The sequence below is a fragment of the Pseudolysinimonas sp. genome (assembly GCF_051954455.1).
GTDB lineage: Bacteria > Actinomycetota > Actinomycetes > Actinomycetales > Microbacteriaceae > Pseudolysinimonas.
The window spans coordinates 12,808-35,105 of sequence record NZ_JBQCHS010000015.1 but is presented as its reverse complement, the minus strand read 5'-3'; the positions used below and the strand labels follow the sequence as shown (position 1 = coordinate 35,105).

At 72.4% G+C, this 22,298-nt stretch carries 22 protein-coding genes; 12 read left to right on the top strand and 10 right to left on the bottom strand.

The features are described 5' to 3' along the window. Positions 1 to 23 precede the first annotated feature (23 nt). The 10 genes from ACTHM3_RS06430 to ACTHM3_RS06385 form a co-directional block, all read right to left on the bottom strand. The gene (locus ACTHM3_RS06430) at positions 24 to 1,373 is read right to left on the bottom strand and encodes an MFS transporter (RefSeq protein ID WP_440405283.1); all 1,350 of its coding nucleotides are present in this window, start codon (positions 1,371 to 1,373) and stop codon (positions 24 to 26) included. Beyond that, complete coding sequence (locus tag ACTHM3_RS06425) at positions 1,370 to 4,303, bottom strand: alpha-mannosidase (RefSeq protein ID WP_440405282.1); 2,934 nt, start codon at positions 4,301 to 4,303, stop codon at positions 1,370 to 1,372. Before ACTHM3_RS06425 ends, ACTHM3_RS06430 begins: the two co-directional genes overlap by 4 nt. A 190-nt stretch (positions 4,304 to 4,493) precedes the next feature. After that, positions 4,494 to 5,282 carry an isocitrate lyase/PEP mutase family protein gene (locus ACTHM3_RS06420; RefSeq protein WP_440405281.1) on the bottom strand — a complete coding sequence of 263 codons (789 nt, stop codon included), beginning with the start codon at positions 5,280 to 5,282 and terminating at the stop codon, positions 4,494 to 4,496. A 55-nt stretch (positions 5,283 to 5,337) separates the two neighbouring features. Beyond that, positions 5,338 to 6,225 carry an SMP-30/gluconolactonase/LRE family protein gene (locus ACTHM3_RS06415; RefSeq protein ID WP_440405280.1) on the bottom strand — a complete coding sequence of 296 codons (888 nt, stop codon included), beginning with the start codon at positions 6,223 to 6,225 and terminating at the stop codon, positions 5,338 to 5,340. A gap of 7 nt (positions 6,226 to 6,232) precedes the next feature. Continuing rightward, positions 6,233 to 6,967, bottom strand: coding sequence for a triose-phosphate isomerase (locus ACTHM3_RS06410; RefSeq protein WP_440405279.1), 735 nt, complete (start codon positions 6,965 to 6,967; stop codon positions 6,233 to 6,235). A 4-nt stretch (positions 6,968 to 6,971) separates the two neighbouring features. After that, positions 6,972 to 7,448, bottom strand: coding sequence for a ribose-5-phosphate isomerase (locus ACTHM3_RS06405; RefSeq protein WP_440405278.1), 477 nt, complete (start codon positions 7,446 to 7,448; stop codon positions 6,972 to 6,974). After that, the gene (locus ACTHM3_RS06400; RefSeq protein WP_440405277.1) at positions 7,448 to 9,199 is read right to left on the bottom strand and encodes a dihydroxyacetone kinase family protein; all 1,752 of its coding nucleotides are present in this window, start codon (positions 9,197 to 9,199) and stop codon (positions 7,448 to 7,450) included. Before ACTHM3_RS06400 ends, ACTHM3_RS06405 begins: the two co-directional genes overlap by 1 nt. A gap of 76 nt (positions 9,200 to 9,275) precedes the next feature. Further along, entirely contained in the window at positions 9,276 to 9,782 is a 507-nt protein-coding gene (locus ACTHM3_RS06395; protein WP_440405276.1) for a GNAT family N-acetyltransferase, read from the bottom strand. Positions 9,783 to 9,886: 104 nt separating this feature from the next. Beyond that, a complete protein-coding gene (locus tag ACTHM3_RS06390; RefSeq protein WP_440405275.1) occupies positions 9,887 to 11,398 on the bottom strand; it encodes a CoA-acylating methylmalonate-semialdehyde dehydrogenase in 1,512 nt (503 codons plus the stop codon). Positions 11,399 to 11,428: 30 nt separating this feature from the next. Then, a complete protein-coding gene (locus tag ACTHM3_RS06385) occupies positions 11,429 to 12,742 on the bottom strand; it encodes an aspartate aminotransferase family protein (protein ID WP_440405274.1) in 1,314 nt (437 codons plus the stop codon). Between the two features lie 145 nt (positions 12,743 to 12,887). On the opposite strand from ACTHM3_RS06385, the gene ACTHM3_RS06380 reads away from it, so the two are divergent. From ACTHM3_RS06380 to ACTHM3_RS06325, 12 genes are all read left to right on the top strand, one after another. Further along, positions 12,888 to 13,727, top strand: coding sequence for a nitrilase-related carbon-nitrogen hydrolase (locus ACTHM3_RS06380; RefSeq protein WP_440405273.1), 840 nt, complete (start codon positions 12,888 to 12,890; stop codon positions 13,725 to 13,727). Beyond that, entirely contained in the window at positions 13,727 to 15,169 is a 1,443-nt protein-coding gene (hydA, locus tag ACTHM3_RS06375; protein WP_440405272.1) for a dihydropyrimidinase, read from the top strand. Before ACTHM3_RS06380 ends, hydA begins: the two co-directional genes overlap by 1 nt. A gap of 11 nt (positions 15,170 to 15,180) precedes the next feature. Then, the gene (locus ACTHM3_RS06370) at positions 15,181 to 16,197 is read left to right on the top strand and encodes a TIGR03842 family LLM class F420-dependent oxidoreductase (protein ID WP_440405271.1); all 1,017 of its coding nucleotides are present in this window, start codon (positions 15,181 to 15,183) and stop codon (positions 16,195 to 16,197) included. Positions 16,198 to 16,412: 215 nt separating this feature from the next. Next, positions 16,413 to 17,300, top strand: coding sequence for an ABC transporter permease (locus ACTHM3_RS06365; protein ID WP_440405270.1), 888 nt, complete (start codon positions 16,413 to 16,415; stop codon positions 17,298 to 17,300). Next, positions 17,297 to 18,115 (top strand): ABC transporter ATP-binding protein, encoded by an 819-nt coding sequence (locus ACTHM3_RS06360; protein ID WP_440405269.1) that lies wholly within the window; start codon positions 17,297 to 17,299, stop codon positions 18,113 to 18,115. The genes ACTHM3_RS06365 and ACTHM3_RS06360 overlap by 4 nt, the downstream gene beginning before the upstream one ends. Continuing rightward, positions 18,112 to 18,870 carry an ABC transporter permease gene (locus tag ACTHM3_RS06355; protein ID WP_440405268.1) on the top strand — a complete coding sequence of 253 codons (759 nt, stop codon included), beginning with the start codon at positions 18,112 to 18,114 and terminating at the stop codon, positions 18,868 to 18,870. Before ACTHM3_RS06360 ends, ACTHM3_RS06355 begins: the two co-directional genes overlap by 4 nt. Before the next feature lie 66 nt (positions 18,871 to 18,936). After that, the gene (locus ACTHM3_RS06350) at positions 18,937 to 20,091 is read left to right on the top strand and encodes an ABC transporter substrate-binding protein (RefSeq protein WP_440405267.1); all 1,155 of its coding nucleotides are present in this window, start codon (positions 18,937 to 18,939) and stop codon (positions 20,089 to 20,091) included. Between the two features lie 165 nt (positions 20,092 to 20,256). Continuing rightward, on the top strand, positions 20,257 to 20,676 hold the full coding sequence (locus tag ACTHM3_RS06345) for an Asp23/Gls24 family envelope stress response protein (protein WP_440405266.1): 420 nt from the start codon (positions 20,257 to 20,259) through the stop codon (positions 20,674 to 20,676). Beyond that, complete coding sequence (locus ACTHM3_RS06340; RefSeq protein WP_440405265.1) at positions 20,673 to 20,861, top strand: hypothetical protein; 189 nt, start codon at positions 20,673 to 20,675, stop codon at positions 20,859 to 20,861. Before ACTHM3_RS06345 ends, ACTHM3_RS06340 begins: the two co-directional genes overlap by 4 nt. Next, positions 20,858 to 21,184 carry a hypothetical protein gene (locus ACTHM3_RS06335; protein ID WP_440405264.1) on the top strand — a complete coding sequence of 109 codons (327 nt, stop codon included), beginning with the start codon at positions 20,858 to 20,860 and terminating at the stop codon, positions 21,182 to 21,184. Before ACTHM3_RS06340 ends, ACTHM3_RS06335 begins: the two co-directional genes overlap by 4 nt. Next, entirely contained in the window at positions 21,181 to 21,744 is a 564-nt protein-coding gene (locus ACTHM3_RS06330) for a hypothetical protein (protein ID WP_440405263.1), read from the top strand. Before ACTHM3_RS06335 ends, ACTHM3_RS06330 begins: the two co-directional genes overlap by 4 nt. Next, positions 21,741 to 22,283, top strand: coding sequence for a hypothetical protein (locus ACTHM3_RS06325; protein WP_440405262.1), 543 nt, complete (start codon positions 21,741 to 21,743; stop codon positions 22,281 to 22,283). Before ACTHM3_RS06330 ends, ACTHM3_RS06325 begins: the two co-directional genes overlap by 4 nt. Positions 22,284 to 22,298 lie beyond the last annotated feature (15 nt).

Here is a 22,298-nt window from a genome sequence, read left to right as displayed (position 1 = left end):
CGATCCCGGCGTCCACCCGATGCTCAGCTGCGCCGCGCGGAGCCGCCGAGACGGTAGAAGACGAACGGCACCGCCGAGAGGAGGCAGCTCACCGCGGGCACGAGGGTGATCGCCGCGTAGACCGTGCTGCGCATCGCGGGCGTGACGTGCACGCCCGACTGGTAGCCGGCGATCACGACGAACAGCCCGAAGACGAGCACCGACAGGGCGTTCATGATCTTGGCCGAGAAGGTCAGGGTCGCGAACGAGATGCCGTCGTTGCGGACCCCGGTGCGGCGCTCGACGTCGTCGACGGCGTCCGCGATCATCGTCGCCTGCACGACGCCGAAGACGCCGAGCGTGAGGCCGGTCAGGAACACGAAGAGCAGCAGCAGGGGGATGCTCTCGAACCCGACGAACCACATGATGACGTACAGCACCGCGCCGACGAGCGAGCTCGCGATCACGAGCGTGCGCGACGACGTCGCGCGCTGCAGGAACGGCGTCGCGAACGACGCGACGACGAGCCCGACGATGATCGCGGCGCCGACGAGCGTGAACAGCCCCTCGTCGCCGTAGGCCAGCACGACGAACACCGCGCCGCCCGCCTGCACGATGTAGCGGCCGAAGCCGAGTACCGATCCGAGCAGCACCATGAGCAGCGGGGTGTTGCGGAAGAGGGCGCGGAACAGCTCCGTGAAGCGGAGCCGCCGCTCGGTGCTCGTCGGACGCTCGCGCCCGACGACCCCGGCGAGCGCGTAGAGGGCCATGCCGACGATCGAGGTGGAGAACACGGCGAGCGACCATCCGGAGGCCGTGGTCCTGGGCCCGAAGGAGAGCGCCTGGGCGAGCCACGGCATCCCGAGCGTGGCCAGGCCGAGCGAGATCGACCCGAACACGCGCACGTTCGAGATGACGCGGTTGCGCACCATCGGCTCCGCGAACGCCGAGCCGATGAGGCCCCAGAGCGGCACGTCGCAGACCGTGTAGGCGACGCCCCAGACGAGGTAGACGACGGCGAAGTAGACGAGCTGCGCGGGCTCGGCGGCGTCGGGCACCGAGAACAGCAGGCCCGACAGGACGGCGACCGGCGCGGCGGCGATGAGGATGTAGGGCCGCAGCTTGCCGATCCGGGTGCGGGTCAGATCGATGAGGCTGCCCATGACCGGGTCGCTGACCGCGTCGAGCACCTTGGCGATCGTGATGACCGTGGTGACGACAGCGATCCCGGCGGTCGAGATCCTCGCGTACTGGATGAGGTAGACGAGGATGAAGGTCGTCACCGTGGTGAGGATGACGTTCTGCCCGAAGCCCGCGATCACGATCGCGACGTGCTGGGCCCGCGGGGAGGGCACGCGGCGCGCGGCCTCGGCGGCGGGGGCGGCGGCGCTCATGCGCGCTCCAGGAGGATCGTGACGATCTCGAACGGCCCCAGCTCGATCCGATCCAGGTCGGCCGGGCCGAGCTCGCGCTCGAGCAGGTCGGTGAGCGCCGCGCGTCCGTGCGGGAGCCCGACGCGGACCGCCGTGGTCGTGGCGCGGCCGAGGCTCTCGTAGAGGCGCAGGACGAGGCCGTCGCCCGACTCCGCGGGCTTCACCGTCTCGATCACGACGCCCGGGTCGTCCACCGCGGCCGCGCTGTCGAAGCCGACCCCGTCGGCCAGTCGGAGCGGGTTGTTGAGGCGGTATCCGTCGGCGACGACACCGGCCAGGCCGGTGTCGGGGGCGAAGGGACGGAAGGCGTACGAGAACACGTGCTCGCCGCGGTCCGCGGTCTTGTCGGGGAAGGTCGGCGCGCGCAGCAGGTTGAGGCTCAGCAGCCCGTTCTTGGCGCGGTGCCCGTATTTCGCGTCGTTGAGCAGCGCGAAGCCGGCCCTCTCGTCCTCGACCGCGACCCACTTGTGCGCGCAGATCTCGAACTGCGCGCGCTCGACCTCGCTCCGCTCCGTGGTGGGGCGGAGGATGTGGCCGAACTGGATCTCGCAGCGCACCTGATCGCCGTAGTGGGTCGGCCGGAACTCGGCGCGCAGCATCCGGTGGCTCTCGCGCCAGTCGACCCGGGTCTCCACGCGCACGAGGTCGTCGCCGGCCTCCAGCACGATCCGCTGCTCCACCGTGCCGCGCCCCCACCGGTAGACGTGGCGGCGCCAGACCGTCGGGCCGTCGACGCCCGACTCGACCTGCTTCGGCACGAGCACGTCAGGGGTTCGTCGCAGGTAGTCCCGCCCGATGTCCCAGGCGTCCCAGGGGAACTGGTACGGGTCGCGGTGGAGCACGAGCCGGTTGAGCCCGTCGCCCGCGTGCTCGGCGCCCTCCGCGTCGACGAGCGACACGATCTCGCCGGCGCGCCCGAACCGCAGCGTCACCCGCCCGTTGCCGAGGGTGTCGGCCGTCGCGACCAGTTCCGGCGATCCGCCGGTGACGCGCACGAGGGGCGCGGCCGCGTACGGCCCGACCTCCGCGCGGAACCACTCCCCGTCGTGCCGCACGTGCTCGCGCCGCGGGAACGACGTCAGGTTCACCGCGGTGGGACCCTCGGCCGCGTGCGGCAGACGCGCGATCAGCCCGGCGGCGTACGCGTCGAGCGCGCCCTCCACGCGCGCGTAGGTCTCCCGCGCCTCGCGGTTGACCCGCTCGATCGCCGACCCCGGGAGGATGTCGTGGAACTGATGCAGGAGCACGTCGCGCCAGTGCGGCTCCAGGTCGTCCCGGCTCGCGACTCCGGCGACCGCCGCGAGCGCCTCGGCCTCGTGCAGCTTCCGCTCCGCGATGCGGTTGTGCCGCTTGGTCTGCGCCTGGGTCGTGTACGTGCCCTGGTGCGCCTCGAGGTAGAGCTCGCCCTGGTGGGACGGCGCGACATCGCGGGTCTCGAGGTCCCGGAAGAAGTCGGCGGCGGGCGAGTAGCGCACGCGCGGGAGCCCGCGCAGCGACGCTTCCCGACGCGTGACCTCCAGGTGGATCTCGCCCGGACCGCCGCCGCCGTCCCCCGAGCCGAACACGAGGAGCGCCGTGTCGAGCGCGCGCTCCGGGTAGCGCGCGAGGCCCTTGAGCAGCCCGTCGGCGGCGCCGCGGGAGTTGTAGTCGCCCTCGGGCGGCATGTGGACGAGCACCCCCGTGCCGTCGATCCCGCGCCAGTGGAAGGTGCGGTGCGGGAAGTCGGTGACGGTGTTCCACGCGAGCTTGATGGTCTGGAACCAGTCCATGCCGCTCTTCTTCAGGATCTGGGGGAGGGCTCCCGAGTACCCGAAGGTGTCGGGCAGCCAGCAGAGGCGCAGCTGCTCGTCGGTGAGGCCGAACTCCTCCTGCAGGAACCGGCGGCCGACGACCGCCTGGCGTACGAGCGCCTCGCCGGTCGGCATGTTGGTGTCGGTCTCGACCCAGAACGAGCCCTGCAGCTCGATGCGCCCGGCGGCGACGGCCTCTCGCAGGCGGGCGAAGATCGCCGGCTGCTCGGCCTTCATCCACGCCATCTGCTGCGGTTGGCTGGTGCCGTAGACGTAGCCGGGGGCGTCGTCGACGTTCTGCAGCTGGCGCGCGTAGGTGCGCGCGGCCTTGCGCTTCGTCTCGCGGATCGGCCAGAGCCACGCCTGGTCGAGGTGCCCGTGGCCGACCGCACGGTACTCGAACGCGGAGTCGGAGGCCGCCGCGAGTGCCGGGGCGAGCGCGGCCCGGGCGCCGGCGAGGTCATCCGCGCGGAAGCGGGCCCACGCCGCGTCGAGCGCCGAGCGGAGCTCCCGCGCGTAGGCGGCGTCGTCGGTCGACTCCGCGAGAACGAGGAGCGTCAGATAGTCGTAGTAGAGGCCGTACGCCTGGTCGTCGCGGACCGCGATCCGCGCCCCGTCGTAGACCCCGCGCCCGTACGGGTAGAGCAGCCAGCCGTTGTAGGCGACGTCGGCGTAGAGCTCGATGCGCCCGCTCGTGGGGGCGTTCCGCACGGGCCGGAACCGGCCGCCGCTGTGCGGCAGGTCGCCCTGCTGCCAGACCGTCGAGACGGCGTCGAGCACCGTGCCGTCCGCGTCGTGGACGAGCCCCTCGCCGCGGACGCCGAGCAGCAGGACCGCGCCCTCCGGCAGGCCCGTGGGCGCGTCGCCGGTGATGCGCAGCCACGCGCACTCGAGCGTGCGACCGAACGTCTGTCCGCGTCGGATGGGTCGGAACGCCCCGCGGTCGAGCTCGGCGAACGGGATCGGCTCGGTCGAGCGGAGCACCTCGGCGCGGAGCTCGGCGACCGGCGGGTAGACGCGGCGCGCGATCCGCTCGAGCCGCGGGATCCGACGGGGCCGCTCGACGACCTGCCCGGCGGCCCAGATCCCGAACTCGCGCATGCCCGCCTCTCCGCCCCCGCGGCGGCGCGGCGCGTTTCCGGGGGCAGCCTAACCGAGCGACCCCGCGCGGCGTCCTCCTCGACTCGACTCGCCCCGCGTCGCCCGCCCGTCACCGACATGCCGGTTGCGGCCGCATCGCGCCGGGGAGAGCGGCCGAGAACGGCATCTCGAGTCCCGCCGGGACGACCCGTCAGTTGAGCGCGGGGGTGTCCTCCGGGATCACGCCGTCGCCGTAGAGGTCGGTCGCGAGTTCGCGGAGCGCCCGCAGCGCGACGCGCTGGGGGAGCGGGCCGTAGGAGATGCGGGCGACGCCGAGCTCCTGGTACTCGGCGGCGGTCAGCACGCCGGGGAGGGGGAGGCCGATGACCGAGAGCTTGCCGTGCCCGAGGCCCGCGACGATCCGCTCGACGTGCTCGCGGTGGATCGCGCCGGGCACGAACACGAGCGCGGCGCCCTCGTCGAGGAACGCCTTGCCGCGCGCGATCGCGTCCTCGATCGACTCGTCGATGCCGCGCTCGCCGCGGCGGGCGATCGCGTCGGTGCGGGCGTTCAGCTGGAACGCGACGCCCTCCTGCTCGGCGGCGGCGGTGATGGCGCGCACGCGGGCGACGGCCTCGTCGAACGGGCGGAGGCGGTCCTCCACGTTCGCGCCGACGACGCCGAGGCCGATGGCGCGGCGCACGGTCTCGCCCGGCTCGGCGTAGCCGTCGTCGAGGTCCGCCGAGACGGGCAGGGCGACCGCGTCGACGACGGTCTTGATGCCGGCCAGCGCGACGTCGAGCGGCATCCCGCCGTCGTCGTAGCCGAAGCTCGCGGCGATCGAGTGTCCGGCGGTGGCGATCGCCTTGGTGTCGGGCAGGTCGGCGACGACGCGGGCGCTCACGGCGTCCCAGACGTTGACGACGCGGAGGATCTCGGGCGCCTCGTGCAGGGACTTCAGGGTGAGGGCGCGGTCGACGGTGGACGGGGTGGTCTCCATTCCTCCGACGCTAACCGGGGTGGGTGGCGCGGCGCTGGGAGCGACCCGAGCGGGTTCAGCCGAGCGGCTCGGGACGCGGCGCGGGCGTCGTGGCCGTGCGGATCCGGTACAGGCTCGTCGAGGCCGTCACGTACAGCTCGTCGTCGTCCGGGCCGCCGAAGCACACGTTCGAGGTGCGCTCGCCCACCTCGACGCGCGCGAGCTCGGTGCCGTCGGGGGCCCACACGGCGGCGCCGCCGGTGTCGCCGCGCGACCACGAGGTCCAGATGCGCCCCTCGATGTCGACCCGGAACCCGTCGGCCGTCCCGGGGTCGCCGAGGTCCCGCGGGTTCGCGACGCCGCCGTCCACGACGTCGAACGCGCGGATGTAGTCGGCGTCTCCCGCGCCCGCGCCGGTGTTCGCCACGTAGAGGACCGACTCGTCGGGCGAGAACGCGAGCCCGTTGGGCCGGGTCATGTCGGTGACGACCGGGGTCAGCTCGCCGGTCGCCTCGACGTAGCGGAAGACGTAGCAGCCGCCGTACTCCTGCTCGCCCGCGTGCCCCTCGACCTCCGACTCCTGGATGCCGTAGGGCGGGTCGGTGAACCAGATCGCGCCGTCCGAGGCGACGATGACGTCGTTCGGCGAGTTGAGCCGGCGGCCCTCGAACGCGTCGACGATCGACGTCACCGTGCCGTCCACGTCGCGCTCCACGCGACGGTGCCCGTGGGAGCACTGGACGACCTGGCCGGCGAGGTCGAGGGTGCGGCCGTTGGTGTACTCGGCGTCCGGGTCGTAGACGACGGTCTCGCCCGTCTCGCGCGACCACTGCAGGATCCGGCTGTTCGGGATGTCGCTCCACCGCACGGCCCGGAGCGCGGGCAGCCACACGGGGCCCTCGCTCCACACCGCACCGGTCCAGAGGCGCTCGGGCTCGCCGACGACGAGGTCGTTCTCGCTCATGCGCCCATCATCGCGTGGCGGCGACCGCCTCGTCGACGACCGCGGCGAGCGCCCGGACGTCGTGCGCGAAGCGGCCGAGGAAGATCCCGTCGACCGCGTCGCCGAGCCGGGTCAGCAGGCCCGGACCCGCGCTCCCGCCGTAGACGACGGTGTCGTGCGGCTCGCGCCGGGCCTCGCGGAGCGCGGCGGCGACCGCCCGGATGTGGTCGTCGGAGGCGGGCTCGGCCGCGCCGATCGCCCACACCGGCTCGTAGGCGACGATGATCCGACCGGCCGGGGCGCCCGTGAGCGCCGACCGCAGCTGGGCGACGGCGACCTCGGCGGCGTCCGGGGCGTCCGGCGTCGGCGCGGTCGTCTCACCGACGCACAGCACCGGCGTGATCCCGTGGCGGAGCGCGGCCGCCGTCTTCGCGGCGACCACCTCCTCGGTGTCGCCGAAGAGCCGTCGCCGCTCGGCGTGCCCGATCTCCGCGTACCGGACGCCGGCCTCGGCCAGCTCGGCGGCCGTCACCTCGCCGGTGAACGGCCCGGGCTCCTCCGCCGACACGTCCTGCGCCGCCACCCCGTCGGGCAACGCCGCGACCGCGTCGGCGATCGCCAGGTAGCTCGGCGCGACGAAGAACTCCACTGCGTCGGGCACGAACTCGGCGGCCTCGAGCAGCCAGCCGCGGGCGCGCGCGAGCGGGAAGTAGGCCTTGAGGCTCACGCCGACCACCGGCCGGGCACGGTCGGGGCGGGTCATGCGGTCAGCAGCTGCCCGTCGTCTCGTACTCGGTGAGCACGGCGACCTTCTCCGCGCTCGCGCTCGACTCGTCGAAGTGCAGCGTCAGCCACTCGCGCACGAGCTTGCGGGCCAGCTCGATGCCGACGACCCGCTGGCCCATGCAGAGCACCTGCGCGTTGTTGCTCAGCACGCTCCGCTCCACCGAGTAGGAGTCGTGGGCCGTGACCGCGCGGACACCGGCCACCTTGTTGGCCGAGATCGCGACCCCGAGACCGGTGCCGCAGACGAGGAGGGCCCGGTCGGCTTCACCGCGGGCGACCATCTCGGCGGCCTGGATCGCGACCTTCGGGTACGGCGTGTGACCGTCGGCGTCGACGCCCACGTCGGTCACCAGCTCCACGAGGTCGCTGCCCTCGAGGTCCTTCTTCAGGATCTCCTTGTAGTCGAACCCCGCGTCGTCGCTGCCGACGACGATCTTCCACTTCGTGTTCTCGGCCATCACTCGCTCTCTTCTATCGTCTGCTGCTCCAGGACCGCGGCCACCGCGGTCACGATGAGGGCGAACGAATGCGCGCCGGGGTCGGGCGTGCCCAGCGACTTCTCGCCGTGCGAGCGCGAGCGCCCGAGCTTCGGCACCAGGTCGGCCGTCGCGGCGGCCGCCTCCGTCGCGGCGGCGGCGGCGGCCGCCCAGGCGACGGCGAGGCCGTCGGACTGCCGCTCGTCGAGGGTGCCGCCGAACGGCACGATCGCATCCACCATCGTCTTGTCGCCGGGGGCGGCGCCGCCGGTGTCGCGCAGCCGCTGGATCGCCTGGGCGACGCCGCTCACGACGGATGTCGTGTCGGGCCGATCCTCGTCGCCGAGGGCCTGCCCCAGCGTGCGGAGCATCACGCCCCACAGCACGCCCGAGGTGCCCCCGGCGCGGTCGGACCACGCGTCCGCGGACAGGGTCAGCGTCGTGCCGGCGCCCGCGCCGCGCGCGAGGGCCTCCTCCGCCGCCGCAACCGCGGCCTGCACGCCGCGCTGCATCCCGATGCCGTGATCGCCGTCGCCGGCGATCGCGTCCATGCGGCCGAGCTCCTCGGCGTTCGCGTCGATCACGGCCCGCGCCGCCTTCAGTGCCACCACGACGGAGGTCGCCGCCCCCCGCGACTCGGCGCTCGCCTCCGGGATCGCGGCGGCCTCCTCCTCGGCGGCGGCGAGGTCGTCGTCGCTCAGCCGCTCCGCCTGGATGCTGCCGGTGCGGTAGGCGGGCGTGACCGCGGGGGCGGTCCAGAGGCGCTCGAGCTCGCCGCCCGGTTCGCTGCCGAGCCAGGTGATCGTGAGCGAGAGGCCCGCCATGTCGAAGCTCGTGCAGAACTCGCCGACCTCGGAGTAGACCACCTCGACCCCCGCCTCGGCGAGCAGCGGCGCGACGCGGCGGTAGACGACGAACATCTCCTCGTACTTGACGGATCCGAGGCCGTTGAGGATCACGAGCGCCCGCTGACCGCGCGCCTCGGGCACGTCGTCCGGCAGCTCCGTCAGCAGCGATTCGACCAGCAGCTCGGCGAGGCCGTCGGCGGTCGGCACGTCCGTCTCGCTGATGCCCGGCTCGCCGTGGATGCCCATCCCGACCGCCATGCGGCCCTCCGGCACCGTGAAGAGCGGCTCGCTCGCCCCGGGCAGGGTGCAGCCCGAGAACGCGACGCCGAGCGTGCGCGTGCGGTCGTCGGCGTGACGGGCCACGCGCACGACCTCGGCGAGCGGCGCGCCCTCCTCGGCCGCGGCTCCCGCGACCTTGTAGACGACGAGCCCGCCCGCGATGCCCCGGCGCTTCGAGCGCTCGGCGGCCGGGGCGCTCGAGATGTCGTCGGTGACCCAGAGCGTCTCGACCTCGATGCCGTCGGCGCGCATCGCCTCCGCGGCCGCAGTGAAGTTGAGCACGTCGCCCGCGTACTGGCCGCAGGTGAGCAGGACGCCGCCCCCGTGGTGCGCGGCCCGCGCCACCGACTCCACCTGGTGGGCGCTCGGGGAGGCGAAGAGGTTGCCCATCGCGGCTCCGCTCGCGAGGCCGGGCCCGACCAGGCCGGCGAACGCCGGGTAGTGGCCGGAGCCGCCGCCGATGACGACGGCGACGCTGCCCTCGGGCGAGACGGTGGAGCGCACCACGCCCCCGGGGACCCCGCGCACGAGGTCCGGGTTGGCGGCGATGAAGCCCTCTCGCAGTTCGTCGGCGAACGCGGGGGGATCGTTGAAGAGGCGGGTCATGTCATCGATCCTCGCGGGGACGGCCGCGTCCCGTCCATCCTGCCGCGGTGCGTCGCACGGTGCCCGGTGGGGATGCTCAGCCGACGGGCCGGGCGAGCAGCGCGACCTCGACTGTGCCGTCCTTCGTGCGCTGCCGGCCGACCTCGACGAAGCCGAGCCCGAGGTGGAAGCGCATCGATCCGGGATTCGGCGGCTCGACGTTGACCTCGCACAGCACCTCGTCGCAGCCCTGCTCCGCGGCCGCGGCGAACACGGCCTCGTAGAGCCGGCGCCCGATCCCGGTGCCGCGCAGGCGCTCGGCGACGACGATCCGGTCGACGTAGAGGAAGCCGGTGCCGGCGGCATCCGCGCGCGACGAGAACCAGGTGTAGTTCTCGCTCGCGTAGCCGAGCCCCGGCGGCAGGGCGATGAGCAGCCCGGCGGGGGCGCCGTCGTCGACGGTCAGCGCGAGGGCGCTGTCGGCGACCAACGCCGCGAGCTCCTCCGCCGGGACGCGATTGACGGCCGGCACCGCCGCGGTGTTGATCTCGAGGAGGGCCGGGAGGTCGGCGTCGACGATCGGGCGGAGGAGCGGGGTGGTCACCCGCCGAGGGTAGCCGGGGCACGACGGGGGCGTGACCGTCGACGAGATCCGCGCGGAGTTCGCGGCCGATCCCGTCGACGCGAGCGGTGGCAGGTGCCGGCCCGTCAGCCGTTCTGGGGGAACCCGAGGTTGATGCCGCCGTGCGAGGGGTCGAGCCAGCGGGAGGTGATGGCCTTCTCCTGCGTGAAGAAGTCGAACCCCGCCGGGCCGTAGGCCTTGTTCGCGCCGAACAGCGACTGCTTCCAGCCGCCGAACGAGAAGTACCCCACCGGCACCGGGATCGGCACGTTGATGCCGATCATGCCGACCTCGACCTCGTTCTGGAACCGGCGGGCGGCGCCGCCGTCGTTCGTGAAGATCGCCGTGCCGTTGCCGAACCGCCCCGAGTTGATGAGGGCGACGCCCTCCTCGTAGGAGGCGACGCGGACGATCGACAGGACCGGTCCGAAGATCTCCTCCTGGTACACGCGGGAGCTCGTGGGCACCTTGTCGATGAGCGTCGGCCCCAGCCAGAACCCGTCCGCCTCCCCGTCGACCTCGACGCCCCGCCCGTCCACCACGACCGAGGCGCCGTCCGCGGCGGCGACGTCGATGTACGACGCGACCTTGTCGCGGTGCTCGCCCGTGACGAGCGGGCCCATGTCGGGATTCCGGGTGCCGTCGCCGACCCGCAGCGTCGCCATCCGCGTCGTCAGCTTCTCGATCAGCGCGTCGGCCACGGGCTCCACCGCCACGACGACCGACACCGCCATGCAGCGCTCCCCGGCCGAGCCGAACCCCGCGTTGACCGCGGAGTCGGCGACCAGGTCGAGGTCGGCGTCCGGCAGCACGAGCATGTGGTTCTTCGCGCCGCCGAGCGCCTGGACGCGCTTGCCGGTGCGCGCGGCGGTCTCGTAGATGTACTGCGCGATCGGGGTGGATCCGACGAACGAGATCGAGCGGACGTCCGGGTGCTCGAGGAGCGCGTCCACCGCCACCTTGTCGCCGTGGACGACGTTGAACACCCCGGCGGGCAGGCCGGCCTCCGCCCACAGCGCCGCCATCCAGTTGGCCGCCGACGGGTCCTTCTCGCTCGGCTTCAGCACGACGGCGTTACCCGCCGCGATCGCGATCGGGAAGAACCACATCGGCACCATCGCCGGGAAGTTGAAGGGCGAGATGATGCCGACGACGCCGAGCGGCTGCTTGATCGAGTACACGTCGACGCCCGTCGACACGTTCTCGGAGTGCTCGCCCTTGATGAGGTGCGGGAACCCGCACGCGAGCTCCACGATCTCGAGGCCGCGCGCGATCTCGCCGAGCGCGTCGGAGAGCACCTTGCCGTGCTCCGAGGTGAGGATCGCGGCCAGCTCCTCCTTGCGCTCGTTCAGCAGCTCGCGGAACCGGAAGATCACCTGCTGGCGCTTCGCGATCGAGGTGTCGCGCCAACCCGGGAACGCGGCCGACGCGGCGGCGACCGCGGCGTCGACCTCCTGGGTCGAGGCGAGCGCGACCCGCTTGGTCACGACGCCGCGCGCGGGGTCGTAGACGGGCGCCGTGCGATCGGAGGAGGAGGGCGTCTCCGCGCCCCCGATCCAGTGCGGGAGCGTCGGGACGGCGGTGAGCGTGTCGGTCATGTGGTTCCTTCGTGCGGGTGGGGCGAGCGGTCAGAGCGCGGCGAGCGCCCGGTCGATGATCTGCACGCCGCGCGCGACCTCGTCGGCGGTGACGACGAGCGGCGGGACGACGTGGAGGCGGTTGTCCTGGATGAACGGCAGCAGCCCGCGGTGCAGCAGGTCCTTCTTCAGCCGCCCCATCTCCCCGGCGCCGAGCGGCTGACGGGTCGCGCGGTCGGCGACGAGCTCGACCGCCCAGAACACCCCGCGGCCGCGGACCTCGCCGACCAGGTCGTGTTTCTCACCGAGCGCCGCGAGCTGCGGGCCCAGGTGGTCGCGGCCGATCTCGGCGGCGTGCTCCACGATCCCCTCCGACTCCATGGCGTCGAGGGTGCCGAGGATGCTCGCCGCCGCGAGCGGGTGGCCGGAGTAGGTGAGGCCGCCGGGGAAGACGCGGTCGTCGAAGTGGTGCGCGATCCGGTCGGAGACCATGACGCCGCCGACCGGCACGTAGCCCGAGTTGACGCCCTTCGCGAAGGTGATGAGGTCGGGGACCACGCCCTCCTGGTCGAGGGCCAGCCAGCTCCCGGTGCGCCCGAAGCCGGCCATCACCTCGTCGAGGATGAGCACGATGCCGTAGCGGTCGGCGAGCTCCCGCACGCCGGCGAGGTAGCCGGGCGGCGGCACGAGGATGCCCGCCGTCCCCGGCACCGTCTCGAGCAGGATCGCGGCGATCGAGTCGGGCCCCTCCGCCTGGATGACGCGCTCGAGGTGGTGCAGCGCGCGGGCGCCCTCCTCCTCGACGCTCGTCGCCCAGAACTCCGAGCGGTAGAGGTAGGGGCCGAAGACGTGCACGTGCCCGCGCGCGAACTCGTTGGGCACGCGGCGCCAGTCGCCGGTGGCGACGATCGCGGCGCCCGTGTTGCCGTGGTAGCTGCGGTAGTGCGAGACGACCTTGTCGCGGCCGGTGGTGAGGCGCGCCATGCGCATCGCGTTCTCGTTCGCGTCGGCGCCGCCGTTGGTGAAGAACACCTTCGAGAAGCCGTGCGGGGCGTGCGCGAGGATCCGTCGAGCGGCCTCCGACCGGGTCGCGTTCGCGGTCGCCGGCCCGATCGTCGCGAGCAGGCCGGCCTGCTCCTGGATGGCCGCGACGACGGTCGGATGCTGGTACCCGACGTTGACGTTGACGAGCTGGCTCGAGAAGTCCAGCCATCGCGTGCCCTCGAAGTCCCACACCTGGCAGCCGAGCCCGCCCGCGATGACGAGCGGATCGAACGACGCCTGGGCGGACCAGGAGTGCAGGACGTGGGCCTTGTCGAGCGCTTTGGTCTCGGCATTGGTGGACGGCACGGTCATGCTGCCCATCGTCCACCCTCCGAGCCTCCGCGTCACCGCCGGAGTGTCGAACGCGCCGCGCGGCGACGGCCAGAACGGCAGACGAACCGCGCACCGCGGGATCCGGCCGGATGAGGCAATGCGCCGGAAACATCCCCGGGACTATCGTCGGCCCATGAGAGCCGCCATCACGCAGACCACCTGGACCGGCGACAAGGCCTCGATGCTCGACAAGCACGAGCAGTTCGCGCGCGATGCGAAGGCGCAGGGCGCGGAGGTCATCTGCTTCCAGGAGCTGTTCTACGGTCCCTACTTCGGGATCACCGAGGACAAGAAGTACTACGACTACGCGGAGCCGGCCGACGGCCCCATCGTGCAGCGCTTCGCCGCGCTCGCGGAGGAGCTCGGCATGGTGACGATCCTCCCCATCTACGAGGAGGACATGACGGGCGTGTACTACAACACGGCCGTGATCGTGGACGCTGACGGGACGGTCCTCGGCAAGTACCGCAAGCACCACATCCCGCACCTCGACCGGTTCTGGGAGAAGTTCTACTTCCGCCCCGGCAACCTCGGCTACCCGGTGTTCGACACCTCGGTCGGCAAGGTCGGGCTCTACATCTGCTACGACCGGCACTTCCCCGAGGGCTGGCGCGAGCTCGGGCTCGGCGGGGCGCACATGGTGTTCAACCCCAACGCCACGAAGCCGGGGCTGTCGAACCGGCTGTGGGAGGTGGAGGGCCCGGCCGCCGCGGTCGCGAACGGCTACTTCGTGCTCCAGCCGAACCGCGTCGGCCGCGAGGACAACGAGTACGGGGAGCTCGCCGTCGACTTCTACGGCACGAGCCAGGTCATCGATCCGCGCGGCAACTTCGTGGGAGAGCGCGGATCGGGCACCCACGAGGAGCTGCTCGTGCGGGACCTCGACCTCGACATGGTCAAGCAGATGCGCGACGACTGGCAGTTCTACCGCGACCGCCGGCCGGAGACCTACACGAGGACGGTGATGCCCTGATGACCACGACCCTCATCCGCGGCGGCACGGTCGTCTCGGCGACGGGCCGCGGCGAGGCCGACGTCCTCGTCGACGGCGAGCAGATCGTCGGCGTGCTCCGGCCCGGCTCGAACCTGCTCGGCTACGAGCTCTCGGGCAGCGTCGACCGCGTCATCGACGCGACCGGCAAGTACGTGATCCCGGGCGGGGTCGACGCGCACACCCACATGGAGATGCCGTTCGGCGGCACCAACGCGTCCGACACCTTCGAGACCGGAACCCGCGCCGCCGCGTGGGGCGGGACGACGACGATCGTCGACTTCGTAGTCCAGTACCCGGACCAGAACATCCTCGACCAGTACGCGCTCTGGCACGAGAAGGCGGCCGGCAACTGCGCGATCGACTACGGGTTCCACCAGATCCTGTCCGACGTGCAGGACTCCTCGCTCACCGCCATGGACGAGCTGATCGCCGAGGGCGTCACGAGCTTCAAGCTCTTCATGGCGTACAAGGGCGTGTTCCTCTCGGACGACGGGCAGATCCTCCGCGCGTTCCAGAAGGGCGCCTCCAACGGCGCGATGATGATGATGCACGCCGAGAACGGTGCGATCATCGACGTCCTCGTGCAGCAGGCGCTCGCCCGCGGCGAGACGACCCCGTTCTTCCACGGCACGACCCGCCCCTGGCAGGCCGAGGAGGAGGCCACTCACCGGGCGATCATGATCGCCCACCTCACCGGCGCCCCGCTCTACGTCGTGCACGTGAGCGCGAAGCAGGCCGTGCAGCAGATCGCCGCCGCCCGCGACCACGGCCTCAACGTGTTCGGCGAGACCTGCCCGCAGTACCTCTACCTCTCCCTCGAGGAGCAGCTCGGCGCCCGCAGCGCGGAGTGGGGCGACTTCGAGGGGGCCAAGTGGGTCTGCTCGACGCCCCTGCGCGCGCGGGAGGAGGGCCACCAGGACCACATGTGGCAGTCGCTGCGCACCAACGACATCCAGATGGTCTCGACCGACCACTGCCCCTTCTGCATGAAGGGGCAGAAGGACATGGGGATCGGCGACTTCTCGAAGATCCCGAACGGCATCGGCTCGGTGGAGCACCGGATGGACCTGCTCTACCAGGGCGTCGTGGAGGGGCGGCTCACGCTCGAGCGCTTCGTCGAGATCACGTCGACGACCCCCGCGCGCATGTTCGGGATGTACGGGCGCAAGGGCGTGATCCAGCCGGGCGCCGACGCCGACATCGTCGTCTACGACCCGAGCGGGCACACCACGATCGGGATGGGCGACGGGCGCTCGCACCACATGAACATGGACTACTCGGCGTGGGAGGGCTTCGAGATCGACGGGCACGTCGACACCGTGCTCTCGCGCGGCAAGGTCATCGTCGACGAGACCGGCTACGTCGGCACGAAGGGCGACGGGCGCTACGTCAAGCGCGGCCTGTCGCAGTACTTGGTCTAGGAGGCGACGTCGTGGAATTCGGGGCCGTCCTGCAGACCGATCCGCCTGCCTCCCGCACGATCGCGCTCGCGAAGCTGGCGGAGCAGCACGGGTTCAGCCACGTCTGGACCTTCGACTCGCATCTGCTCTGGCAGGAGCCGTACGTCATCTACAGCCGGATCCTCGCCGAGACGCAGCGCATCAGGGTCGGCCCGTTCGTCACCAACCCGGCGACGCGTGACTGGACCGTCACGGCCTCCGTCTTCGCGACCCTCAACGAGATGTACGGCAACCGCACCGTCATCGGGATCGGGCGCGGCGACTCCGCCGTGCGGGTCACGAACGGAAAGCCGGTGACGCTGGCCGAGCTGCGGGAGTCGATCCACGTCATCCGCGAGCTCGCCAACAGCCGGCCCGTCGAGTACCAGGGCGCGACGCTGCAGTTCCCGTGGGCGCGCGACTCCGAGGTGGAGGTGTGGGTCGCGGCGTACGGACCGCAGGCGCTCAAGCTCACGGGCGAGGTCGGCGACGGCTACATCCTGCAGCTCGCCGACGTCGACGTGGCGAAGTGGATGATCGGCCGGGTCCGGGAGGCGGCGGAGGCGGCGGGGCGCGATCCCGACGCCATCACGTTCTGCGTCGCCGCGCCGTTCTACATCGGCGACGACCGCGACCACATGCGCGCCCAGACGCGCTGGTTCGGCGGCATGGTCGGCAACCACGTCGCGGACATCGTCAACCGGTACGGCACGGAGGGCGACTTCCCGCAGGTGCTCACCGACTACATCGCGGGCCGCACCGGCTACGACTACAACTCGCACGGCAAGGCCGGCAACGACCACGTCGACTTCGTGCCGGACGAGATCGTCGACCGGTTCTGCGTGCTCGGCACGGCCGAGGAGCACATCGCGAAGCTCGAGGAGCTGCGCGCGATCGGCGTCGACCAGTTCGCCGGCTACCTCCAGCACGACAACAAGGAGGAGACCCTCCGCGTGTACGGCGAGACGGTGATCCCGGCCCTCCGCGCCCCGAAGACCGCGAAGTCCTAGCCGGACGCCGGCCTCGCCCCTCGGCACGCGGCTCTCCGGCACGGCATGGTCCGAATCACGGAGATGCCGCGCGCGGCGGTCCCGGGCGCCCGCGATCCGGGCCCGAGCGACCGGATCTCCGTGATTCGGACAACGTCGCGCGGCTGGTCGGTCGCGGTCGCTGACCGCAACGCGGCGGTGACACCCCCGAAACACGCGATCCGTAGCGTCTGCCCATGGGACGACATCCGGGGATGGGACGACTCCGCGCGGTGCTGCTGGGCCTGGCGGGGGTCGTGCTGCTCGGCGCCGCGTGGGAGGCGTACCTCGCGATCGCCCCGGCGCAGGGGGTGGTGATCGCCGGCGTCACGGTCCTGCCGCGCGCGAGCGCCGTCGCGATGCCGCACCTCGGCACGATGCTGCAGCGGGCGCTGGAGCCGGTCGTCGCGGTGCCGGGGTCGCCGCCGCTCTGGCTCGCGGTGCTGCAGGCCGCCGGGATGACGCTCGGCGTCGCCGGGATCGGCTGGCTGGTCGGGCTCGTGGTCGGATTCGCGATCGCGACGCTCATGCAGCGCTTCCGCACCGCGGAGTCCGCGCTCCTGCCCTGGGTCGTGCTCAGCCAGACGGTGCCGCTCATCGCACTCGCACCGATCGTGCGGCGCTGGGGCGTCTTCGTGCGGATCGGCGAGCTGCACTGGCAGGACTGGATGTCGGTCGCCGTCATCGCCTCCTACCTCGCGTTCTTCCCGATCTCGATCGGCGCCCTGCGCGGCTTCTCCTCCCCGGACGCCGCGCACCTCGACCTCATGCGCTCCTACGGCGCGGGATGGGGGCGCACGTTCGTGCGGCTGCGGGTGCCGGCGAGCGTGCCCTACCTGATCCCCGCCCTCCGGCTCGGCGCGGTGAACGCGGTGGTCGGCACGGTCGTCGCCGAGGTCTCGATCGGGCTGAGCGGGGGGATCGGACGCATGATCGTGGAGTTCGGGGCGAGCGGGTCGAGCGACCCCGCGAAGCAGTGGGCGCCGATCGCCGGCGCGGTGCTGGTCGGGCTGGTCGCGGCGGGGGTCGTGGTGCTCATCGGCGCGGTGCTGCGTCGCTACCGGCCGGCGGAGGTGACCGCATGAGCGCGGGTGCAGCCGTCGCCGCCCCGGCCGTCGCGGTCCGCGGGCTGACCCGCGTCTTCCCCGGACGTCGCGGCGCGTCGGTGACGGCGCTCGCCGAGGTGGACCTCGAGGTCGCCGCGGGCGAGTTCGTCTCGCTCATCGGCCCGTCGGGCTGCGGCAAGTCGACCCTGCTGCGGCTGATCGCCGACCTCGACCAGCCGAGCGCCGGCTCCCTGGAGGTGTTCGGCCGGTCGGCCCGCGCGGCGCGACTCGCGCAGGACTACGGCATCGCCTTCCAGCAGGCGGGCCTGCTGCCCTGGCGCACGGTCCGCGAGAACATCGAGCTGCCGCTCCAGCTGCACGGCGTCGGCCGGTCCGCGCGCCGCGCCCGCAGCGACGAGCTCATCGCCCTCATCGGCCTCGACGAGTTCGCCGACCGGCGACCCGACCAGCTCTCCGGCGGCATGCAGCAGCGGGTCGCGATCGCCCGCGCCCTGGCCGAGAAGCCGCGGCTGCTGCTCATGGACGAGCCCTTCGGGGCGCTGGACGAGATGACCCGCGAGCGGATGCAGACGGAGCTCGCCCGTCTCCGCGCCGAGACCGGCGCCGCCGTCGTCTTCGTCACCCATTCGATCCCCGAGGCGGTGTACCTCTCCGACCGCGTCGTCGTCATGTCGCCGCGGCCGGGTCGCATCGTCGAGGTCGTCGACATCGGACTCGGCGACCGCACGGAGGAGCTCCGCGAGGACGAGCACTTCTTCGAGCGCGTCTCGGCCGTGCGCGAGGCGCTGCACGGCGCGCCCGTCGGGGGCGCCCGGGGCGTGGAGAACCGATGAGGTCCGCGGCACGGGCCCGCACGGCGATCGCGCCGATCGTCTTCGGTCTGCTCGTGCTGGCGCTCTGGCAGCTGCTCGTCCTCGGGTTGCGCATCCAGCCGTTCGTGCTGCCCGGCCCGGTCGCGATCGGCCAGCAGTTCGGGCTGCGGTCGCCGTTCATCCTGCAGGCGGCCGTCATCACCGCCCTCAACGCCCTCGTGGGGCTCGCGATCGGCACGGTGGTCGCCGTCGTGGGCGCGGTGCTCGCCGCGGCGGTGCGCGTGCTCGACGAGCTGAGCACCTGGATCGTCACGGCCCTCTCGGTCGTGCCGATCGTCGCGCTGGCCCCGGTGCTGTACACGATGTTCGGCGCGAGCGTGCAGACCGCGCGCGTGCTGATCGCGGCGATCGCGGTGTTCGTGCCGGTGTACGTGACGACGCTCCGCGGGCTGCGCACGGTGCTCCCGATCCACCGCGACCTCATGCGCGCGTACGCCGCGACCAGCTGGCAGGCGACGCGCGCCGTGACGCTCCCGGGCGCGATCCCGTACTTCTTCACCGGCCTGCGGATCGCCTCGTCGCTGGCGGTGATCTCGGCACTCGTCGCCGAGTACTTCGGCGGCCCGTTCACCGGGCTCGGCAAGTCGATCACCTCCGCGGTGTCGTCGAGCAACTTCCCGCTCGCCTGGGCGTTCGTGCTCGGCGCGATCCTCACCGGGCTCGTCTTCTACCTCGTCACCCTCGCGCTCGAGGTCGTCGCGACCCGGCACCGGTGACCCGCACGTCCCCGCCCGACGGGGATCCGCTCCATCCCGCGCACCACAGTCAGGAGGAAGCACCACATGAAGCACAGGACGCGCATCGCGCTCGGCGTCGCGGCGATCGCCGCCTCGGCCGCGCTCGCGCTCAGCGGCTGCAGCAGCAGCGGCGGCACATCGTATTCCGGCGGCTCGAGCTCCGGCGGCCTCACGAAGGTCACGCTGCAGCTGCAGTGGGTGGCCCAGGCGCAGTTCGCCGGCTACTACGCCGCGGTCGCGCAGGGGTTCTACAAGAAGGAGGGCCTCGACGTCACGATCAAGGAGGCCGGCACCGACACCGTGCCGATCGACGTGCTCGCCTCCGGTGACGCCGACTACGCGATCTCGTGGGTGCCCAAGGTGCTCGGCTCGATCGAGCAGGGCACCAACGTGACCGACGTCGCCCAGATCTTCGAGCGGTCCGGCACCACCCAGATCTCGTTCACGGACGAGGACATCACGAGCCCCGCCGACCTCAAGGGCAAGAAGGTGGGCAGCTGGGGCTACGGCAACCAGTGGGAGCTGTTCGCCGGCATGCAGAAGGCGGGCATCGACACCACGAAGCAGATCTCGCTCGTGCAGCAGGCGTTCGACATGAACGGCTTCCTCTCGGGTGACATCGACGCGGCGCAGGCGATGACCTACAACGAGTACGCGCAGGTGCTCGAGACGGTGAACCCCAAGACCGGGAAGCTGTACCAGCCGAGCGACCTCAACGTCATCGACTGGAACACCGCCGGCACCGCGATGCTCCAGGACGCGATCTGGGCCAACGCCGACAAGCTCTCGAGCGACAAGGCGTACCGGGCGACGACGGTCAAGTTCATCAAGGCCTCCATCGAGGGCTGGATCTACGCGCGCGACCACCCGCAGGACGCGGCGGACCTCGTGGTCAAGGTCGGCTCGAAGCTCGGCGCCAGCCACCAGCTCTGGCAGACGAACGAGGTGAACAAGCTCATCTGGCCGTCGACGAACGGGATCGGCGTGGTCGACAGCTCGGCGTGGAAGCGCACCGTCGACATCGCGCTGCACACGAAGGACGACACCGGCTCGACGATCATCACGAAGGACCCGCCGAAGACCGCCTACTCGAACGAGTACGTCGACCAGGCGCTCGCGGAGCTCAAGAAGGAGAACGTCGACGTGATGGGCAAGAGCTTCACCCCGCTCACCGTGACCCTCAAGGAGGGCGGCAAGTAGGGCGCAAGCGGGTCGAGCAGGGCGCGACGCGCCCTGCTCGACCCGCTTCGGCGTTCAGCACTCTCACAGCGAACCGCGCGTGACGAATGGCCACTGCCGTGCGTCTCCGTATCGAACACATCGTTGCAGCCATCCGAGCTGCTGTGATCGAGAGGAGACCACACCATGGCCCAGCCCACCGTCAGCACCCCCGCCGTCGCCACGAGCGCCGCCGGCAAGACCACCATCGTCGACCCCGTCGTCGCCAAGATCGCCGGCATCGCCGCGCGCGAGGTGTCGGGCGTCCACGCCCTCGGCGGCGGCGCCGCCCGCGTGATCGGCAACATCCGCGAGGCCATCGGCACCCGCGACCTGACGCAGGGCGTCAAGGTCGAGGTCGGGGAGACCGAGGTCGCCGTCGACGTGACCATCGTCGTCGACTACCCGCAGAAGCTGCAGGCCGTGGCCGACGAGGTCCGTGCGTCCGTCGCCCAGGCCGTCACGAGCCTGATCGGCATGAAGGTCGCCGAGATCAACGTCACCGTCGGCGACGTGTACATCCCGGGTGAGGACGACGACGCGGCCGAGGAGCCGCGGGTCCAGTGACCGGGATCGCCCTGGGCGCGGGGGCGGGCGCGGTGCTCGCCTTCGCGGCCCTCGCCTTCGGGTTCTGGGGCTTCCTGCTCATGGCGCTGTTCGTGGCCGTCGGCGGCGTCGTCGGCGCCGCGGTGACGGGCCGGCTCGACATCCGCGCGATGCTCGAGGCGGGACGCGGGAGGCGCGCAGGATGACCCCCGACGCCGGCCCCGTCGGCGCGCCCGGCGTGACCGTCGTCACCCGGACGGCGGCACGCCGCCTGATCGCGGCCCTGGTCGCGGCCGACCTCGGGGTCCCCGCCCGCCGGGTCGACGTCCGGATCACCGACGACCGCGCCCGCTGGCGCGTCGAGGTGACGGCCGCCACCCGGAACGGGACGGCCCGCACCGTCATCGCCGCCGCGGACGCGGTGCGCGATCGGATCACCCGGGAGGTGCCGGAGCTCGCCGGCGCCGCCCTCGGACGCGTGAGCGTCCGCATCACCGACATCGAGGATGAGAGGAGTCGAGCAGCATGAGCGACACCCGCCTGTACCGCCGGCTCGGCCGGCGCCTGACCCACCGGTCGCGCTCCGTGGCCGCCTCGGTCGCCCTGGTGCTGGTCGCCCTGGCCGCGGTCGCGATCGCGATCGAGGCCGCCCTCCGACTGCTCGACCGGCCCGCGCTCGTCGCGCGGCCGGATCGGATCGTCGCCGCGCTCGCCTCCGGCTCCCCCTGGGCCGTCCTCGCGGGTGCGGTGGCGGCAGTGCTCGGGATCGCGGCGATCCTGGTCGCCGTGATCCCGGGCCGCCGGCCCCGTCGCGTCGTCCAGCGCGAAGACCTCCTCGTGGTGATCGACGACGACGTCCTGGCCTCGTCGCTGTCGCGTGCGGCGGCGAGCGGGGCCTCCATCCCGCGCGATCAGGTGCGCACGGTCCTCGGCCGTCGCGTCGCCCGCGTCCGCGTGCAGCCGTCGAGCGGATTCCCGCTCACGGCCGACGAGCCGCTCCGTCGCGTGACGGAGGTCCTCGACACCGCCCAGGCGCGCCCCGCGCTGCGGCCCCGCGTCGAGGTCTCGACCGAAGGGAGACTGCGATGACCCGCACCCACCGCCTGTGGAACCGGCTCGTGCTGGTGCTGATCGGGCTGGCCCTCCTCGCGGTCGCCGGCATCGCGGCGCTGCCCCTGCTGCCCTCCGGGGCACGGCCGGTCACCGCCGCGGCGCTCGGTGCTGTGGTCGGATCGACCGTCGGCCTGGTCGCGATCGTGGCCGCCGCCGTCGTGCTCGTGGTGCTGGCGATCCTCTGGATCGTCACCCGTGGCCGCGGACGCATCCGCGACGTGGTGGGCCAGGGCGACCTGGCCGTGGACGACAGGGTCGTCGCCGGCCTGCTGCGCGACGCGCTCGCCGACCGCCCCGCCGTGCTCGGCGTCCACGCCCAGGCCTACCGCCAGCGCCGGCCCGTCGTGTACGCCCGGATCGCCGTCCGCCGCTCGGCGGATCTGCCGCCGCTCCTCGCCGACGTCGACCGTGCCGCGGCGACGGCGGCCGAGCGGCTCGGCGCGCGCCCCCCGCTCGTCGTCCACCTGACCTCCGGCCTGGTCGCTCGCGCGTCCGGGACCCGGATCGCCCGCTGATCCCGGCGGGACTCT

Coding starts and splice junctions, on each gene's coding strand:
- ACTHM3_RS06430 (WP_440405283.1), bottom strand. CDS start 1,373: ATGAGCGCCGCCGCCCCCGCCGCCGAGGCCGCGCGCCGCGTGCCCTCC.
- ACTHM3_RS06425 (WP_440405282.1), bottom strand. CDS start 4,303: ATGCGCGAGTTCGGGATCTGGGCCGCCGGGCAGGTCGTCGAGCGGCCC.
- ACTHM3_RS06420 (WP_440405281.1), bottom strand. CDS start 5,282: ATGGAGACCACCCCGTCCACCGTCGACCGCGCCCTCACCCTGAAGTCC.
- ACTHM3_RS06415 (WP_440405280.1), bottom strand. CDS start 6,225: ATGAGCGAGAACGACCTCGTCGTCGGCGAGCCCGAGCGCCTCTGGACC.
- ACTHM3_RS06410 (WP_440405279.1), bottom strand. CDS start 6,967: ATGACCCGCCCCGACCGTGCCCGGCCGGTGGTCGGCGTGAGCCTCAAG.
- ACTHM3_RS06405 (WP_440405278.1), bottom strand. CDS start 7,448: ATGGCCGAGAACACGAAGTGGAAGATCGTCGTCGGCAGCGACGACGCG.
- ACTHM3_RS06400 (WP_440405277.1), bottom strand. CDS start 9,199: ATGACCCGCCTCTTCAACGATCCCCCCGCGTTCGCCGACGAACTGCGA.
- ACTHM3_RS06390 (WP_440405275.1), bottom strand. CDS start 11,398: ATGACCGACACGCTCACCGCCGTCCCGACGCTCCCGCACTGGATCGGG.
- ACTHM3_RS06385 (WP_440405274.1), bottom strand. CDS start 12,742: ATGGGCAGCATGACCGTGCCGTCCACCAATGCCGAGACCAAAGCGCTC.
- ACTHM3_RS06380 (WP_440405273.1), top strand. CDS start 12,888: ATGAGAGCCGCCATCACGCAGACCACCTGGACCGGCGACAAGGCCTCG.
- hydA (WP_440405272.1), top strand. CDS start 13,727: ATGACCACGACCCTCATCCGCGGCGGCACGGTCGTCTCGGCGACGGGC.
- ACTHM3_RS06365 (WP_440405270.1), top strand. CDS start 16,413: ATGGGACGACATCCGGGGATGGGACGACTCCGCGCGGTGCTGCTGGGC.
- ACTHM3_RS06360 (WP_440405269.1), top strand. CDS start 17,297: ATGAGCGCGGGTGCAGCCGTCGCCGCCCCGGCCGTCGCGGTCCGCGGG.
- ACTHM3_RS06355 (WP_440405268.1), top strand. CDS start 18,112: ATGAGGTCCGCGGCACGGGCCCGCACGGCGATCGCGCCGATCGTCTTC.
- ACTHM3_RS06350 (WP_440405267.1), top strand. CDS start 18,937: ATGAAGCACAGGACGCGCATCGCGCTCGGCGTCGCGGCGATCGCCGCC.
- ACTHM3_RS06345 (WP_440405266.1), top strand. CDS start 20,257: ATGGCCCAGCCCACCGTCAGCACCCCCGCCGTCGCCACGAGCGCCGCC.
- ACTHM3_RS06335 (WP_440405264.1), top strand. CDS start 20,858: ATGACCCCCGACGCCGGCCCCGTCGGCGCGCCCGGCGTGACCGTCGTC.
- ACTHM3_RS06330 (WP_440405263.1), top strand. CDS start 21,181: ATGAGCGACACCCGCCTGTACCGCCGGCTCGGCCGGCGCCTGACCCAC.
- ACTHM3_RS06325 (WP_440405262.1), top strand. CDS start 21,741: ATGACCCGCACCCACCGCCTGTGGAACCGGCTCGTGCTGGTGCTGATC.